Below are 13,154 nucleotides of genomic sequence, written 5' to 3'. Positions count from 1 at the left end.
CTCGAAAAGGAAAGCGGCGATGGAACAATGCTGGCGTTGGTATGGTCCGGACGATCCGGTGACACTCGATCATGTCAAGCAGGCGGGGGCGACCGGTGTCGTCTCGGCCCTGCACGACATCTATGACGGACGCGCCTGGCCGCTGGAAAACATCCTGGAACGCAAGCGGATCATCGAGGCTGCAGGGCTGACCTGGTCGGTCGTCGAGAGCATTCCCGTCCACAACTCGATCAAGATCGGCTCGCCGGAACGGCTCCGCTATGCCGGCTTCTACAAGGACACGATCCGCGCGCTGGCCGAAGCCGGCATCGCGACGATCTGCTACAATTTCATGCCCGTGGTCGACTGGACCCGCACTGATCTGGCTTACCGCCTTCCGACGACGGGTTATGCGTTGCGCTTCGACGCGATCGATTTCGCGGCTTACGACCTGTTCGTGCTGAAGCGCGGGAATGCCGAGGCCGGGTACAGCGCCGCGCGCATCGCTGAGGCAGAAGCGCGATTGAAGGAGCTCGGCGACGAGAAGATCGACAGGATCGAGCGCAACCTCATCGCCGGCCTGCCCGCCACCGAACGCAGCTACAACCGTGACAGTTTTCGCGAGGCCTTGGCCGAATACGAAGCAATCGGACCAAAGGAATTGCGCGACAATCTCGCCTGGTTCCTGCGCGAGATCATTCCGGTCGCCGAACAGGAAGGGTTGCGCATGTGCATCCATCCCGACGACCCGCCCTTTTCGCTTTACGGCCTGCCGCGCATCGTTTCGACGGCCGAGGACGCGCGCTTCATCCTCGACGCCGTCGACAGCCCGGCCAACGGCCTGACTTTCTGCACTGGCTCCTACGGCACGCGCGCCGACAACGACATCGTCGCCATGATCAAGGAATTCGCCGGCCGCATCCATTTCGTCCATCTGCGCAACGTCACCATCGAAGATGATGGCTCCTTTTATGAAGCGGAGCATCTCGAGGGCGGCACCGACATGGCGCATGTCATCCTTGCCCTGATGCGGGAGGAGGCACGGCGTCGGAAGGAGGGCCGCGCCGACTGGCGCATTCCGATGCGGCCCGATCACGGACATCTGCTCGCCGACGACATCGGCAAGACCAGGATCAATCCCGGTTACTCGCTGATCGGCCGGCTGAAGGGCCTCGCCGAACTGCGCGGCATCATGCGGGCCGTCGAGAGGTTTGATCTGGCTTGAGGCCGCGACCAAGGAGGGAAGAATGGGCTGCGAGCGCCTTGAGGACGGATTTGGTGGTGACCGTGCCGACCGGCGTTCCGTCGTCCTGGACCACGATCAAAGCGCGCCGCTCTTTCGACAATTCATCGAGATAGGGGGCGATCAGGTCCCACCTCGCCGAAGAACGCCGAGGATGTGCTCGACATGTGCGAGATCCTGTTCGGCGAAGATTTCCTCGAGACGCATGCGGTGACGACCGGCAATTGCAACGGCAATTCACCGCTGGTCTGGGACCAGGTGATGCTGGGCGCCATGCGCGCCTTCTGCCGGCGCAACCAGCCGGTGCTATGCTCGCCCTTCGTTCTCGGCGGCGCCAACACGCCGGCTTCGACCGCGGCGGCAGTGGCGCAGCTCAACGCCGAGGCGCTTTCCGCGCTCGCCTATACTCAGGTGGTGCGCAAGGGCTGCCCGGCGATCTACGGACACTATCTCTCGACCGTCTCGATGCAGTCGGGCGCGCCGATGGCGGGCACGCCGGAAATCTCGCTCATGAACTTCATGATCGGGCAGATGGCGCGCCGCTACAACGTGCCGTGGCGAACGTCGAACCTGCTCGGCGGCGCCAAGGTCTTCGATGCGCAGGCCGGCTATGAGAGCGCGATGACCATGATGGCCGTGCTGATGTCGGGCGCCAACTACATCTGGCATTCGGCGGGCTGGAACGAAGCCGGCATGCATTGCTCGATCGCCAAGTTCGTGGTCGACGCCGAGGTCTGCGCCATGGGCTATCGCATGACGCAAGGCATCCAGTGGGACGATTTCGACGAGGCCCTGGCCGCGGTGCGCGACGTCGGGCCGGGCGGTCACTATCTCGGTCATCCGCATACGCAGGCCAACTTCGAACGAGCGTTCTTCATCCCAAAACTGTTCGACAACAACTCGATCGAGCAGTGGTACGCGGACGGCGCCAAGGACATCAAGCAACGCGCGCTGGAGCATGCGCGCCGGCTGCTGGCAGAGTATGAAGAGCCCAGGCTCGATATTGCGAAAGATGAGGAGCTGCCCGCCTATATCGACCGGCGCTCGCGCGAGATCCCCGCGGTCGATGCATTGAACGAGGAATACTGAGACCGTCATGCGCATTGAAAGGATCAACATCTATACGACCGAGCTGCCGGTGAAGGGCGGCATCTATCGCATGGCGAGCGACAACGTGGAGTCGCTGGACAGCACGCTTGTCGAGATCGTCACCAATGACGGGCTCACCGGCTGGGGCGAGACCTGCCCGATCGGCCCGGTTTACCAGCCGCACCATGCATTGGGCGCCCGTGCCGCGATCGCCGAAATCGCCCCGGGCCTCATCGGGTCAGAGATCGCCTCGATCAGGCTTCTGGCGAAACGGATGGACGAGCGCCTGAACGGGCACGGCTATGCCAAGGCCGCGTTCGACATGGCCTTTCTCGACCTCCTTGGCCAGAAGCTCGGCGTGCCGGTCTCGACGCTGCTGGGCGGTGCTTTGACCGACCGCGTGCCTGCCTACTACTCGCTGATCGTCGGTTCGCCGGAGGAGACCGCCCGCATCGCGGCCGACAAGGTGAAGGCCGGCTATCCACGTCTTCAGGTGAAGATCGGCGGCCGCAACCTCGAGGAGGATGTGGCGACCGTCCACAAGGTTTGGGAGGCGGTGGGCTACAAGGCGCGCATCGCGGTCGACGGCAACCGAGGCCTGACGGTCGCCTCCGCTATCCATCTCGACCGGCTTTGCCAGGCCGTCCCTTTCGTTTTCGAGCAGCCCTGCAACACCATGGACGAGGTCGCCACGCTGAAAGGCAGGGTGACGCATCCGGTGTATCTGGACGAAAATACCGAGGACCAGAACGCGGTCCTGAGGGCGATTTCGCTGGGCATCGCGGACGGCTTCGGCTTCAAGGTGACACGCCTCGGCGGTCTCACCAAGATGACGACCGTGCGCGATCTTTGCGCCATTCGCTCCTTGCCGCACAGCTGCGACGACGCCTGGGGCGGCGACATCATCGCTGCGGCGTGTGTCCATCTAGCCGCTACGGTCGAGCCGCGCCGCATGGAAGGCGCATGGATCGCGCAGGAATATATCGAAGGGCATTTCGACGCGAAGAACCCGGTCGTTATCGAAAAGGGTCATATCGCCGTGCCGCAGCGGCCTGGGCTGGGCGTGAAACCGGAACCCGGCATGTTCGGCAAGCCGGTGGCCACATACGGGACCTGATGAACGCGCCCGCCAACATCAGCGCAATGAAGGCGCTGACCACGCCGGAGACGACGGCCGCCCTCCGCCCGTTTGACGTCGCGGTGTTGGTGTTGCCCGGTTTTTCCCACCTCGCGCTTCACGCCTATATCGAGCCGTTCCGCATCGCCAATGCGGTCTCCCGGTTGCCGCTGTTTTGCTGGCAAATCGTAGGAACGAGCAGGCAACCCGTCGAGGGGGCAAACGGGCTTTCGGTCGCGGTCAATGCTTCGATGGACGAGCTCGTGGCCGGCATTGGCGACCGCAGAGCCGATCAACTCGCCATTATCGCCGGTGAACCGGTGGAAAAGCAGCTGACGCCTCAGCTCAATGCTTTCCTGCGGGTCGTCGCCCGGCGCGGAGTGCCGATCTCGGCGGTTGGCACGGCAACCTGGCTGCTTGCCCTGACCGGCCTTCTGGCGGGCACACGCTGCACGATCCACTGGTCGCGGCTCGCGGCGTTTTCCGAAGTGTTTCACAAGCCGCGCATCCGCGACTCCCTCTTCGTCAAGGATGGCCAGTATTCGACCTGCGCCGGCGAACTGGCGGCGTTCGATCTCGCGGTGGATCTCATCGGCAGCCATACCGGCGGCTTTGTTGCGCAGGAGGTCTGCCGCCATGCGACGGTCGAGGGCCAGCGCTCCGGCTCGAACCGGCAGACGGGCCCGTCGGGTCTGGCGTTTGCGGGCGTGAGCGACAAGCTGGTGCTAGCGATGCGGGTCATGGAGGAGAATGTGGAATTCCCGCTTTCCATGGACGAGGTGGCGCAGCGGGGCGGAATTTCCCGCCGGCAGCTCGAACGGCTGTTTGCCACTCACATAGGACAGCCGCCGGTGCGCCATTATCTGCGGATCAGGGTCGACCACGCCAAGCGGCTGATAGAAGGCACGCGGATGCCGATCATCGACATCGCCATCGCCTGCGGCTTCATGTCCGCCTCGCACTTTGCGAAGTGTTTCAGAGCTTTCAACAGATTTTCTCCGCAGCAATGCCGCGCGATGGTCCCCGCTTGGGTCGGCCCTGGACTGGGGTGAAGCAGACCTGTGCAGTTCTCCTTGGTCTCCTTGGAATTGTTCCGCGAGTCTCGGGAAGCAAATGCAGGGTGTCCGCTTCCGACAGGAGGTCGGCACTACGTTGGATGCAAAGGTCGGTTCTCTCGCCAATTCCCGAAAGCGGACGTTGCGCAAGCGGCCCATTGTGGTCGTTCGACGCGCGCTGCGGTTGCCAAGGCGCCGGGGTAGCGGCAGCGCCCAATGGCTTCAGCTAAGTTATTGATTTTATTATATGGTAGCGGAGGAGGGACTTGAACCCCCGACCCCAGGATTATGATTCCCGTGCTCTAACCAACTGAGCTACTCCGCCAGGAGCGGCGAAGAGGCTCGAAGAACCGCACGGATCGTGGGCAGTTCGAGGCGTTCGCCGAGGTCGCGCGGATATAAGGTTGGCAGGGCAAAGCTGTCAAGCCGGACGCATCAGCATAATCTCATCCCAGAAAAGCTTTGCCGGGCAGACGCTGAAGCGCATGCATCGGGGTTGAGTTCGACGGGGCACGTCGCTATGTCTCGGCCATGAAATTCTAGAGTTTGAACGAATGAAGCTGCGCATCGCCGTCCTCGGTTGCGGATACTGGGGCAGCAACCACATCCGCACCCTCAAGGCGCTCGGCGCGCTCCATGCCGTTTCAGACGTCAACCGCGCCCGTGCCGAAGGGTTCGCCAGCGAGCAGGATTGCCTGGCGATAGAGCCGGACCGGCTCTTCGAACGCGCCGATATCGACGCCATCGTCATGGCGCTGCCGCCGCAATTCCATGCCGACACGGCGGTGCGCGCCGTCGAGAGCGGCAAGGACGTGCTGGTGGAGAAGCCGATCGCGCTGACTGTCGCGGGCGCCGAGCGCTCGGTGCAGGCGGCAAGGAAGAACAGCCGCGTCTTCATGGTCGGCCACGTGCTGCGCTTCCATCCCGCTTTCGAGACGCTGAAGGCGCTGATCGACAACGGCGAGCTCGGCGAAGTGCGCTACATCCACTCGCACCGGCTCGGCCTCGGCAAGTTCCACACCGAGAACGACGCGCTCTGGGACCTGGCGCCGCATGACCTCTCAATGATCCTCGCCATCACCGGCACCGAGCCGATCGAAGTCAGGGGCGAGGGCGCGGCGCTGCTCGACAATCTCAGCGACTTCGCGCATCTGCACATGCGCTTTCCCAACGGCGTGCGCAGCCATCTCTTCGCCTCGCGGCTCAACCCCTATCGCGAGCGCCGGCTCACCGTGGTGGGCACCAAGGCGATGGCGGTGTTCGACGATGTCGAGCCCTGGGAGCGCAAGCTTGCCGTCTACCGGCATGCGGTCTGGCAGGACAGCGGTCAGTGGGCCTTCACCGCCAACGAGCCTTCTTACGTGGCGGTCGGCGAAGGCATGCCGCTGACGCGCGAGCTCGCGCATTTCATGCAGTGCATCGAAACGCGCGCCGAACCGCGCACTGATGGCGAGGAAGCGATCCGGGTGCTGCGCATTCTCACGGCGGGAACGGTGACGCATAGCGGCTCGGCTGCCTGAGCCATTCGCAAGACAAATCCTGGGCTGAAGCGCCCGGTCGACGGACGCTAGTTACTCGGCGGGGATGTGCGCGGGCCGCGCCGCAAGCCTGGAAAGCATCGCCTCGGCCTCTGCACCGCGCTCGGAGCGCTCGATGAAGCCGCCGCCGAACACACGCGCCTCATTGCCGTCGTCGGAATAGAGCACGCAGGCCTGTCCGGGCGCGATGCCGGATTCGCCGTCGACCAGCTCGACAGACGTCACGCCGTCGCGATGACGCAGCACGGCCGGGCGCGGCGGCCTGGTCGAACGGACTTTTGCGAAAAGCTCGATCCCGCCGTCCGGAACGTCGGAGAGCGGGCCGTCGCCGAGCCAGTTCATGGCGCGCAGGTAGATCTTGTGCGTCTCCAGCGCCTCGCGCGGGCCGACAATGACGCGGGCGCGATCGGCGTCGAGATGAACGACATAGAGCGGCTCGCCGGAGGCGATGCCGATGCCCCGGCGCTGGCCGATCGTATAGCGCAGGATGCCTTCATGGCGGCCGAGCACGCGGCCGTCGATATGGACGATGTCGCCAGGGTTGGCAGCCGCCGGCTTCAGCTTGGCGATGATGTCGGAATACTTGCCCTGCGGCACGAAGCAGATGTCCTGGCTGTCCTGCTTGGCAGCCACCGTCAGCCCCATCTCTTCGGCAATCGTTCGCACCTGCGGCTTGGAGAGACCGCCGAGCGGGAAACGCAGATAGTCGATCTGCGCCTGCGTGGTGGCGAACAGGAAATAGCTCTGGTCGCGATCTGCATCGACCGGCCGGTAGAGCGCGCGATGCGCGCCATTGGCGCGCGAGCGGATGTAGTGGCCGGTGGCTAAAGCGTCGGCGCCGAGATCCTGCGCGGTGGCCAAAAGGTCGGCGAACTTCACCGTCTGGTTGCAGGACACGCAAGGGATCGGCGTCTCACCGGCGACATAGCTCTCGGCGAAGGGATCGATGACCGCCTTGCGGAAGCGCTCTTCATAGTCGAGCACGTAATGCGGAATGCCGAGCGTCTCGGAGACGCGGCGGGCATCGTCGATGTCCTGGCCGGCGCAGCAGGAACCTGCCCGGTGCGTCGCCGCGCCATGGTCGTAGAGCTGCAGGGTGACGCCGACGACATCATAGCCTTCGCGCTTCAGGATACCGGCAACGACCGACGAATCGACGCCGCCCGACATGGCGACGACGACGCGGGTGTTTTCTGGGCGTCCGGGAAGGTCGAGGCTGTTCATGGTTCTTTCAATCTGCGTGGCGCTGGCTGCCAATGGCCGGAATATAGGTCAAGCGCCCCGGCTGCGCCAGCTTGCCTCCTCAAGCGATTTTCTCGGCGATTTTTCCCGGCAAAATCAGGGCGAGGACCGCGATTGGCTCAAATGCCGAACAAAACCCTAACGCGACGTTCACGATCCTTACCTAGTCATTAGGGTTCGCTTAGGCAATTTTTAAAGCTGTGGCGGTACTGTGGCGGGGATTGGGTCTTTGAGTTTTTAGTAGAGAGTACGATGACCGATCTGGTTAGACCTAGAGTCAAATATGTTATCGGGCCTGACGGCAGCCCTCTTACGATAGCCGATCTGCCGCCGACGAATACACGGCGCTGGGTTATCCGGCGCAAGGCGGAAGTGGTCGCTGCGGTGCGCGGCGGACTGCTCAGCCTCGACGAAGCCTGCCAGCGCTACAAGCTCACAACCGAGGAATTTCTCTCCTGGCAGGCATCGATCGACGAATATGGCCTTGCCGGGCTGCGCACGACGCGCATCCAGCAATACCGTCACTAGACTCCGACTGTCGAGACTGAAAGGGCGCGGAATTCCGCGCCCTTTCAGTTTTCGGAGAGACCTTCCACTCAGACTGTCAGCACGACCTTGCCGATCGGCCGGGTTGTAAGGAAGGCATGGGCGGCGCCCGCCTGATCGAGCGGGAAAGCCTTCGCCACATGAGCCGACAGCTTTTTCGCATCGACCAGCTTGGCCAGCTCGACGAGGCCCTCGCGATCGGGCACCACCGACATGCGTTCGACGCGAATGCCGCGCGCGCTGGCTTTGGCCCTGGTGGCATCATGAACGTTTAGCAGCGACACCAAGACGCCACCGTCGCGCAGCGCCCTCAGCGATTCGTCGGCGTGGTCGCCGCCGACCGTCTCCAGCACCAGGTCGAAGTCGCCGGCCCTCCCGGTGAAATCCTCCTTGGTATAGTCGATCACCTCATCGGCGCTCAGCGCGCGAACGAAATCGAGCTTGTCCGGACTGGCGGTCGAGACGACATAGGTGCCCAGCGCCTTGGCGATCTGCACCGCCAGATGGCCGACGCCGCCGGCGCCGGCATGGATCAGCGCTCGCTGGCCGGATTGCAGACGGCCGAGCCGGACAAGGCCTTGCCAGGCGGTGAGGCCGGCGAGCGGCAGCGCCGCCGCATGGGCATTATCGATGCCGCCAGGCTTGACGGCGATCTCGTCCGCCGGGGCGGCCGCGAGCTCGGCATAGGCTCCGGCCTGTTTGGGAAAGCGCGGCATGCCGAACACCTCGTCGCCGACCTTGAAGGCGGTGACGCCGGCGCCCACCGCCTCGACGGTTCCGGAAATATCCCAGCCGAGAATGAAGGGCGGCTCGCCGAGCAGCGGGTAAAAGCCGCCGCGCACGGCGCCGTCGACAGGGTTGATGCCGGCCGCCTTGACGCGAACCAGCACCTCACCGGGCTTGGGCGACGGATCAGGTCGCTCCGCAACAAAAAGGACGTCGGGTCCACCGACGGAGTACTGGATAACGGCACGCATGGAAGCCTCCTTTTCGATTGGCATGCCGCTATCATCTGGATAGTAATAATTATCTTGTCCAGTATGCACCTTTACGATATATAGGTACCTTATGGATAGTAAAAACGCTCCCTTCGGTTACGACGCGTTCCGGCGCACCTGCCCATCGCATACCGTGCTCGAGATGCTGGCCAGCAAATGGGTTTACCTGATCGTTTGCGCGCTGCGGCGCGGCCGCATGCGCAATGGCGAGCTGGCGCGCAAGCTGGAAGGCATCACGCCGAAAATGCTGACCCAGACGTTGCGTGTGCTGGAGCGCGACGGCCTTGTCCGGCGCGAAGTGTTCCCGGTCATCCCGCCGCGGGTCGAGTATGAGCTGACCGAGCTTGGCCAGAATCTTGCGGGACTGCTCAACCAGATCCGCTCCTGGGCGGAAGAGCATGCGCACGACATCAAGGATGCCCGTGCCAGGGCATCGGCGAACCATCAGGGCGATATGGCAATGCTGCCTTGACGTAGGAGCGCGGGCAGGAACTGGCCCTTAAGGCGATGCCGGAGGATCCCGGCGATAGCGGCAAAGCGCGCCGGGCTCAGCCGATCATGGCGCTGCGGCCGCCCACTTCCGCGTCGCGGATCTTGCTGTCGCGCGATTCCAGCATCTCGGCCTTGGAAAGCTCCGCTTCAGCTTCGCCGAGTAATGATTCGGCTATGGTTCGCTGCTGGGCAAGGTCGCTCTGCGAGTTCCTGAGGTTGTCGCGGCGCAGGCGTGCCGCCTTGGCGAAGGTCGGATAGGCAAAATGATTAATGTCGGTGATGCCGGCTTTTTTCTCTTCGGCGACGATCTGCGCCTCCAATTCGACGGCCATGCGTTCGAACTCGGCGATCATCATGTCCAGCTGCAACAGCTGGCGCCGCTTCTCATTCACCTGAAACTGCTTCAGCCGAACGAGGTTTTCACGTGACTTCATGACTCGGTACTCCGCAAACGCACACCTGCTTATCGTCCCATCGGCCCCGAAAGGCCCAAGCGTCGCCCGTTTCCCCCGGCTTTCCCCATTCTATGGGAAACAAAGCCCTAAAGATTTTTGCCGGCGGTAACCATTCGTTTACGGGCATTGTTAATCATACGGGCGAGGACTTAAGGCCGGGTAAAAATTCCGGCAGCGGCGGGAAGCGCGGCCTGCGAGTCTCTGGAGTCACTTAGACTGGCTTATTAATGTGGTACATGAGCGATTTGGGTCTATGATTCGTTATTAGATTCAAGTGGGTGTAGAAAGGGGTTAAAAATTCTGATATCGTGACCGACACGAAATTAGGATTTGTTAACCAGTCGGTGGCACCTTCTGTTCAGGCAATCACTGCTCCGGGTCCCGGACGGGCCGTGACAGGGTCCGGCAGCAGAAAAGGGGAATGAAATGCGTGTTCTGCTGATTGAAGACGACAGTGCAACCGCACAAAGCATCGAGCTGATGCTGAAATCGGAAAGCTTCAACGTCTATACGACCGATCTCGGCGAAGAAGGGGTCGATCTCGGCAAGCTCTACGACTACGACATCATCCTTCTCGATCTCAATCTTCCCGACATGTCGGGCTACGAGGTGCTGCGCACGCTTCGCCTCTCCAAGGTCAAGACGCCGATCTTGATCCTCTCCGGCATGGCCGGCATCGAGGACAAGGTGCGCGGCCTCGGTTTCGGCGCCGACGACTATATGACGAAGCCTTTCCACAAGGACGAGCTGGTGGCGCGCATCCACGCCATCGTGCGCCGCTCCAAGGGCCATGCCCAGTCGGTCATCACCACTGGCGACCTGGTGGTCAATCTCGATGCCAAGACCGTCGAGGTCGGCGGCCAGCGCGTGCACCTGACCGGCAAGGAATACCAGATGCTGGAGCTGCTCTCGCTGCGCAAGGGCACGACACTGACCAAGGAGATGTTCCTGAACCACCTCTATGGCGGCATGGACGAGCCGGAACTGAAGATCATCGACGTCTTCATCTGCAAGCTGCGCAAGAAGCTCGACGCGGCGTCCGGCGGCCAGAACTACATCGAGACCGTGTGGGGCCGCGGCTACGTGCTGCGCGAGCCGGAAGACATCCGCGTCAGCGCCTGAGCTAAGGCCAGGAAATTCAAAAAAACCCGGCTCCGGCCGGGTTTTTCATGCGCGAAAACCTACGAGATCAGGCGGCGATCTTCAGGACGCGGAAGCTCTCGAGCAATTGCGCCCGATTGAACGGCTTCAGAAGATAGCCCTGGGCGCCGGCCCGTTTCGCACGCATGATCGCGCCGACATCGACTTCGATCAGCGACACCAGGATCTGTGGCTTGACCGCAGCGTCTATGCCGCGGATGCGGCGAATGAGATCCGCGACCTGCATGTCCGCCAAGCCGCCGTCGACGACGACGACATCGGGCATATTGCCGGAGCAGATCTCGATGGCATCAAGCCCGGTGGCCGCTTCGATGACCACGATGTCCGAGCCGCCAAGGATACGCTTTGCGACCTTCCTGATGACGCTCGAATCGTCCACGAACAGGCAGCGCTTCATTTCCGGGTCCTCTTTGCCATCTGCCGAACCGGCAACCTCCGGTAACCTCGGGGCACCATAGGGCAATCTGGTAAAGAAGCCGAAAAGCCGTTAGGTAAAGTTTTTCCAAAGAGGCACTTGCGCGGTTTTTCACCGTCAAGCCGGCACGCCGGCAACAGCAGACGTTGCTTTGCTTGCGCTGCAAGCGACGACATCAGCGCAATAAATACTTGGCCTGTTCTTGGCCGTTGCCTCAGACCGCCGACAACACGATCTCGTCGGCGGTCGCATGGATCGAGATCGTCATGTTGGCTTCACGCGCCAGAAGCAGCGTGTAGTAGGGCTGGACCGAATGGGCGTCGATCGGCTCCTCGGGCTTGTGGCCGGAATGCAGCTCGAGGAATTTCGGCGGCACGCGCAGCATCGGACCGGCGGCCGACAGCGAAAAACGCGGCTCGGTCTCCAGGTTCTCCAGCGTGATCACCAGCTTGCCGCCGCGCGGTATGGCCGCGTTGGCGACGAGAATGAGGTTGAGCAGCAGCTTGACCTTGTTCTTGGGCAGCAGCGCGCGGGCGCCGTTCCAGACCAACTCCGGCTTCTCGTTCTTCAAGAAGGCGATGGCCACGGCCTCGGCGTCGCCGGTGTCGATCATCATACCGGCCGAGCCGGCGGCGCCGAAGGCGATGCGGGCAAACTGCAGCCGCGCCGAAGCGTTCCTGGCGCTCTGGCGAATCAGTTTCATGGCGTCTTCGTCGGCGCCGCCTTCGTCGAGCAGTTCGAGACCGTTGTTTATGGCGCCGACCGGCGAAATGATGTCATGGCACACGCGGCTGCACAGAAGCGCAGCCAGATCGGGAGCGGAGAGGGTGAAGAGCTCGGCCATCGGAGAAATCCCTGCTGGTTCACATATTCATGGCCGAGCGTTTTCGCGCCGCCACGCGAATCACGCTCTTTTCCAAGGCCTTCTGAATACACAGCGCCCGCCCATCCATCAACAAATCCGCGGCCACGGACGGCGAAAATGGAACGTTCACGCCGGGAAAACGAAGCTTATGGAGACCGTGTCGGGCCGCCAGCCTTCGAACCGCCATCTTCCTGCGCCAGCTTAATGGTTGAAAAAGGATTACGGCATAGTTTGCCAGTGATAGTCATCTCGAAACGGCCGCTAAGAGCCGTAGGGGTACGAGGCGTCGGCGAAAGTGCTCCCTGACGGAGATTGGAAGCATGTTTTCCCGATTCTATGACCGGACATTCGTCCGCGTCCTCACCATGACGATCGCCCTTATGGGTGCTGTCATCCTCTCAACCTCCGCGTCGCGGGCCCAGGAATACACCGCGCAGGAGATCATCGATTCCGGCCACAAGTTCTTCGGCGCCACGTCCGGCGGTCTCGCCACCGTGGTCGAAAAGATCTTTGCGTCCTACGGCCTGCCCAACGGCTACCTGCTCGGCGAGGAAGGATCCGGCGCGCTGATCGGCGGCCTGACCTATGGCGAGGGCACGCTCTACACCAAGAACGCCGGCGACCATAAGGTGTTCTGGCAGGGCCCGTCGCTCGGCTGGGATTTCGGCGGTGAAGGCTCGCGCGTGATGATGCTGGTCTACAATCTCGACGACATCAGCAGCCTCTACAACCGCTTCGGCGGCGTTGCCGGCTCCGCCTATGTCGTGGCGGGCGTCGGCTTCAACGTGCTGCAGAGCGACAGGGTGCTCATCGTCCCGATCCGCACCGGCGTCGGCGCCCGGCTCGGCGTCAATCTCGGCTATCTGAAGCTTACGGAACGGGCAACCTGGAATCCGTTCTGACCGGACAGGATTGTCACAACCGCCCGGATAAGACCGATCGCACCGCGGCATGCTCTT

14 protein-coding genes and 1 tRNA gene are annotated in these 13,154 nt (G+C 62.6%); 9 read left to right on the top strand and 6 right to left on the bottom strand.

The window, feature by feature from the left end; genetic code table 11:
• Positions 1–19 precede the first annotated feature (19 nt).
• From uxuA to AU465_RS26580, 4 genes are all read left to right on the top strand, one after another.
• Positions 20–1,204, top strand: a complete 1,185-nt coding sequence (gene uxuA, locus AU465_RS26595) for a mannonate dehydratase (protein ID WP_192254824.1) — start codon at positions 20–22, stop codon at positions 1,202–1,204.
• Positions 1,205–1,324: 120 nt separating this feature from the next.
• A complete protein-coding gene (locus AU465_RS26590) occupies positions 1,325–2,311 on the top strand; it encodes a trimethylamine methyltransferase family protein (protein WP_312891321.1) in 987 nt (328 codons plus the stop codon).
• Positions 2,312–2,318: 7 nt separating this feature from the next.
• Positions 2,319–3,428: a mandelate racemase/muconate lactonizing enzyme family protein gene (locus tag AU465_RS26585; RefSeq protein ID WP_192254822.1), complete on the top strand. Its 1,110-nt coding sequence runs from the start codon at positions 2,319–2,321 to the stop codon at positions 3,426–3,428.
• On the top strand, positions 3,428–4,480 hold the full coding sequence (locus AU465_RS26580) for a GlxA family transcriptional regulator (protein WP_192254820.1): 1,053 nt from the start codon (positions 3,428–3,430) through the stop codon (positions 4,478–4,480). Before AU465_RS26585 ends, AU465_RS26580 begins: the two co-directional genes overlap by 1 nt.
• Before the next feature lie 251 nt (positions 4,481–4,731).
• Here the strand turns inward: AU465_RS26580 and AU465_RS26575 are convergent.
• Positions 4,732–4,808, bottom strand: a tRNA-Met gene (locus tag AU465_RS26575).
• 229 nt (positions 4,809–5,037) lie between these two features.
• Between AU465_RS26575 and AU465_RS26570 the strand changes: the two genes are divergently transcribed.
• Positions 5,038–6,003: a Gfo/Idh/MocA family protein gene (locus AU465_RS26570; RefSeq protein ID WP_192254818.1), complete on the top strand. Its 966-nt coding sequence runs from the start codon at positions 5,038–5,040 to the stop codon at positions 6,001–6,003.
• Between the two features lie 51 nt (positions 6,004–6,054).
• Here AU465_RS26570 and mnmA read toward each other — a convergent pair whose 3' ends face one another.
• Positions 6,055–7,245, bottom strand: coding sequence for a tRNA 2-thiouridine(34) synthase MnmA (gene mnmA / locus AU465_RS26565; protein WP_192254816.1), 1,191 nt, complete (start codon positions 7,243–7,245; stop codon positions 6,055–6,057).
• Positions 7,246–7,515: 270 nt separating this feature from the next.
• On the opposite strand from mnmA, the gene sciP reads away from it, so the two are divergent.
• The gene (gene sciP, locus AU465_RS26560) at positions 7,516–7,791 is read left to right on the top strand and encodes a CtrA inhibitor SciP (protein ID WP_013529904.1); all 276 of its coding nucleotides are present in this window, start codon (positions 7,516–7,518) and stop codon (positions 7,789–7,791) included.
• A gap of 68 nt (positions 7,792–7,859) precedes the next feature.
• Here sciP and AU465_RS26555 read toward each other — a convergent pair whose 3' ends face one another.
• Positions 7,860–8,786 (bottom strand): NADP-dependent oxidoreductase, encoded by a 927-nt coding sequence (locus AU465_RS26555; RefSeq protein WP_192254814.1) that lies wholly within the window; start codon positions 8,784–8,786, stop codon positions 7,860–7,862.
• A 91-nt stretch (positions 8,787–8,877) separates the two neighbouring features.
• Here AU465_RS26555 and AU465_RS26550 point away from each other — a divergent pair, with 91 nt between their 5' ends.
• On the top strand, positions 8,878–9,279 hold the full coding sequence (locus tag AU465_RS26550) for a winged helix-turn-helix transcriptional regulator (protein ID WP_192254812.1): 402 nt from the start codon (positions 8,878–8,880) through the stop codon (positions 9,277–9,279).
• A 76-nt stretch (positions 9,280–9,355) separates the two neighbouring features.
• On the opposite strand, the gene AU465_RS26545 is transcribed toward AU465_RS26550, so the two are convergent.
• On the bottom strand, positions 9,356–9,733 hold the full coding sequence (locus tag AU465_RS26545) for a flagellar export protein FliJ (RefSeq protein WP_192254810.1): 378 nt from the start codon (positions 9,731–9,733) through the stop codon (positions 9,356–9,358).
• Between the two features lie 447 nt (positions 9,734–10,180).
• Here AU465_RS26545 and ctrA point away from each other — a divergent pair, with 447 nt between their 5' ends.
• A complete protein-coding gene (gene ctrA, locus AU465_RS26540; protein WP_006203583.1) occupies positions 10,181–10,876 on the top strand; it encodes a response regulator transcription factor CtrA in 696 nt (231 codons plus the stop codon).
• Positions 10,877–10,943: 67 nt separating this feature from the next.
• Here ctrA and AU465_RS26535 read toward each other — a convergent pair whose 3' ends face one another.
• Positions 10,944–11,312: a response regulator gene (locus AU465_RS26535; protein ID WP_192254808.1), complete on the bottom strand. Its 369-nt coding sequence runs from the start codon at positions 11,310–11,312 to the stop codon at positions 10,944–10,946.
• A 232-nt stretch (positions 11,313–11,544) separates the two neighbouring features.
• Positions 11,545–12,174, bottom strand: a complete 630-nt coding sequence (gene chpT, locus AU465_RS26530) for a histidine phosphotransferase ChpT (protein ID WP_192254806.1) — start codon at positions 12,172–12,174, stop codon at positions 11,545–11,547.
• 386 nt (positions 12,175–12,560) lie between these two features.
• On the opposite strand from chpT, the gene AU465_RS26525 reads away from it, so the two are divergent.
• Complete coding sequence (locus AU465_RS26525; protein WP_246506462.1) at positions 12,561–13,097, top strand: DUF1134 domain-containing protein; 537 nt, start codon at positions 12,561–12,563, stop codon at positions 13,095–13,097.
• Positions 13,098–13,154 lie beyond the last annotated feature (57 nt).

The organism is Mesorhizobium silamurunense (assembly GCF_014843905.1).
In the GTDB taxonomy this organism is placed as follows: Bacteria; Pseudomonadota; Alphaproteobacteria; order Rhizobiales; family Rhizobiaceae; genus Mesorhizobium; species Mesorhizobium silamurunense.
This window is presented reverse-complemented; position numbering and strand designations above follow the sequence as displayed.

Coding starts and splice junctions, on each gene's coding strand:
- uxuA (WP_192254824.1), top strand. CDS start 20: ATGGAACAATGCTGGCGTTGGTATGGTCCGGACGATCCGGTGACACTC.
- AU465_RS26585 (WP_192254822.1), top strand. CDS start 2,319: ATGCGCATTGAAAGGATCAACATCTATACGACCGAGCTGCCGGTGAAG.
- AU465_RS26580 (WP_192254820.1), top strand. CDS start 3,428: ATGAACGCGCCCGCCAACATCAGCGCAATGAAGGCGCTGACCACGCCG.
- AU465_RS26570 (WP_192254818.1), top strand. CDS start 5,038: ATGAAGCTGCGCATCGCCGTCCTCGGTTGCGGATACTGGGGCAGCAAC.
- mnmA (WP_192254816.1), bottom strand. CDS start 7,245: ATGAACAGCCTCGACCTTCCCGGACGCCCAGAAAACACCCGCGTCGTC.
- sciP (WP_013529904.1), top strand. CDS start 7,516: ATGACCGATCTGGTTAGACCTAGAGTCAAATATGTTATCGGGCCTGAC.
- AU465_RS26555 (WP_192254814.1), bottom strand. CDS start 8,786: ATGCGTGCCGTTATCCAGTACTCCGTCGGTGGACCCGACGTCCTTTTT.
- AU465_RS26550 (WP_192254812.1), top strand. CDS start 8,878: ATGGATAGTAAAAACGCTCCCTTCGGTTACGACGCGTTCCGGCGCACC.
- AU465_RS26545 (WP_192254810.1), bottom strand. CDS start 9,733: ATGAAGTCACGTGAAAACCTCGTTCGGCTGAAGCAGTTTCAGGTGAAT.
- ctrA (WP_006203583.1), top strand. CDS start 10,181: ATGCGTGTTCTGCTGATTGAAGACGACAGTGCAACCGCACAAAGCATC.
- AU465_RS26535 (WP_192254808.1), bottom strand. CDS start 11,312: ATGAAGCGCTGCCTGTTCGTGGACGATTCGAGCGTCATCAGGAAGGTC.
- chpT (WP_192254806.1), bottom strand. CDS start 12,174: ATGGCCGAGCTCTTCACCCTCTCCGCTCCCGATCTGGCTGCGCTTCTG.
- AU465_RS26525 (WP_246506462.1), top strand. CDS start 12,561: ATGACGATCGCCCTTATGGGTGCTGTCATCCTCTCAACCTCCGCGTCG.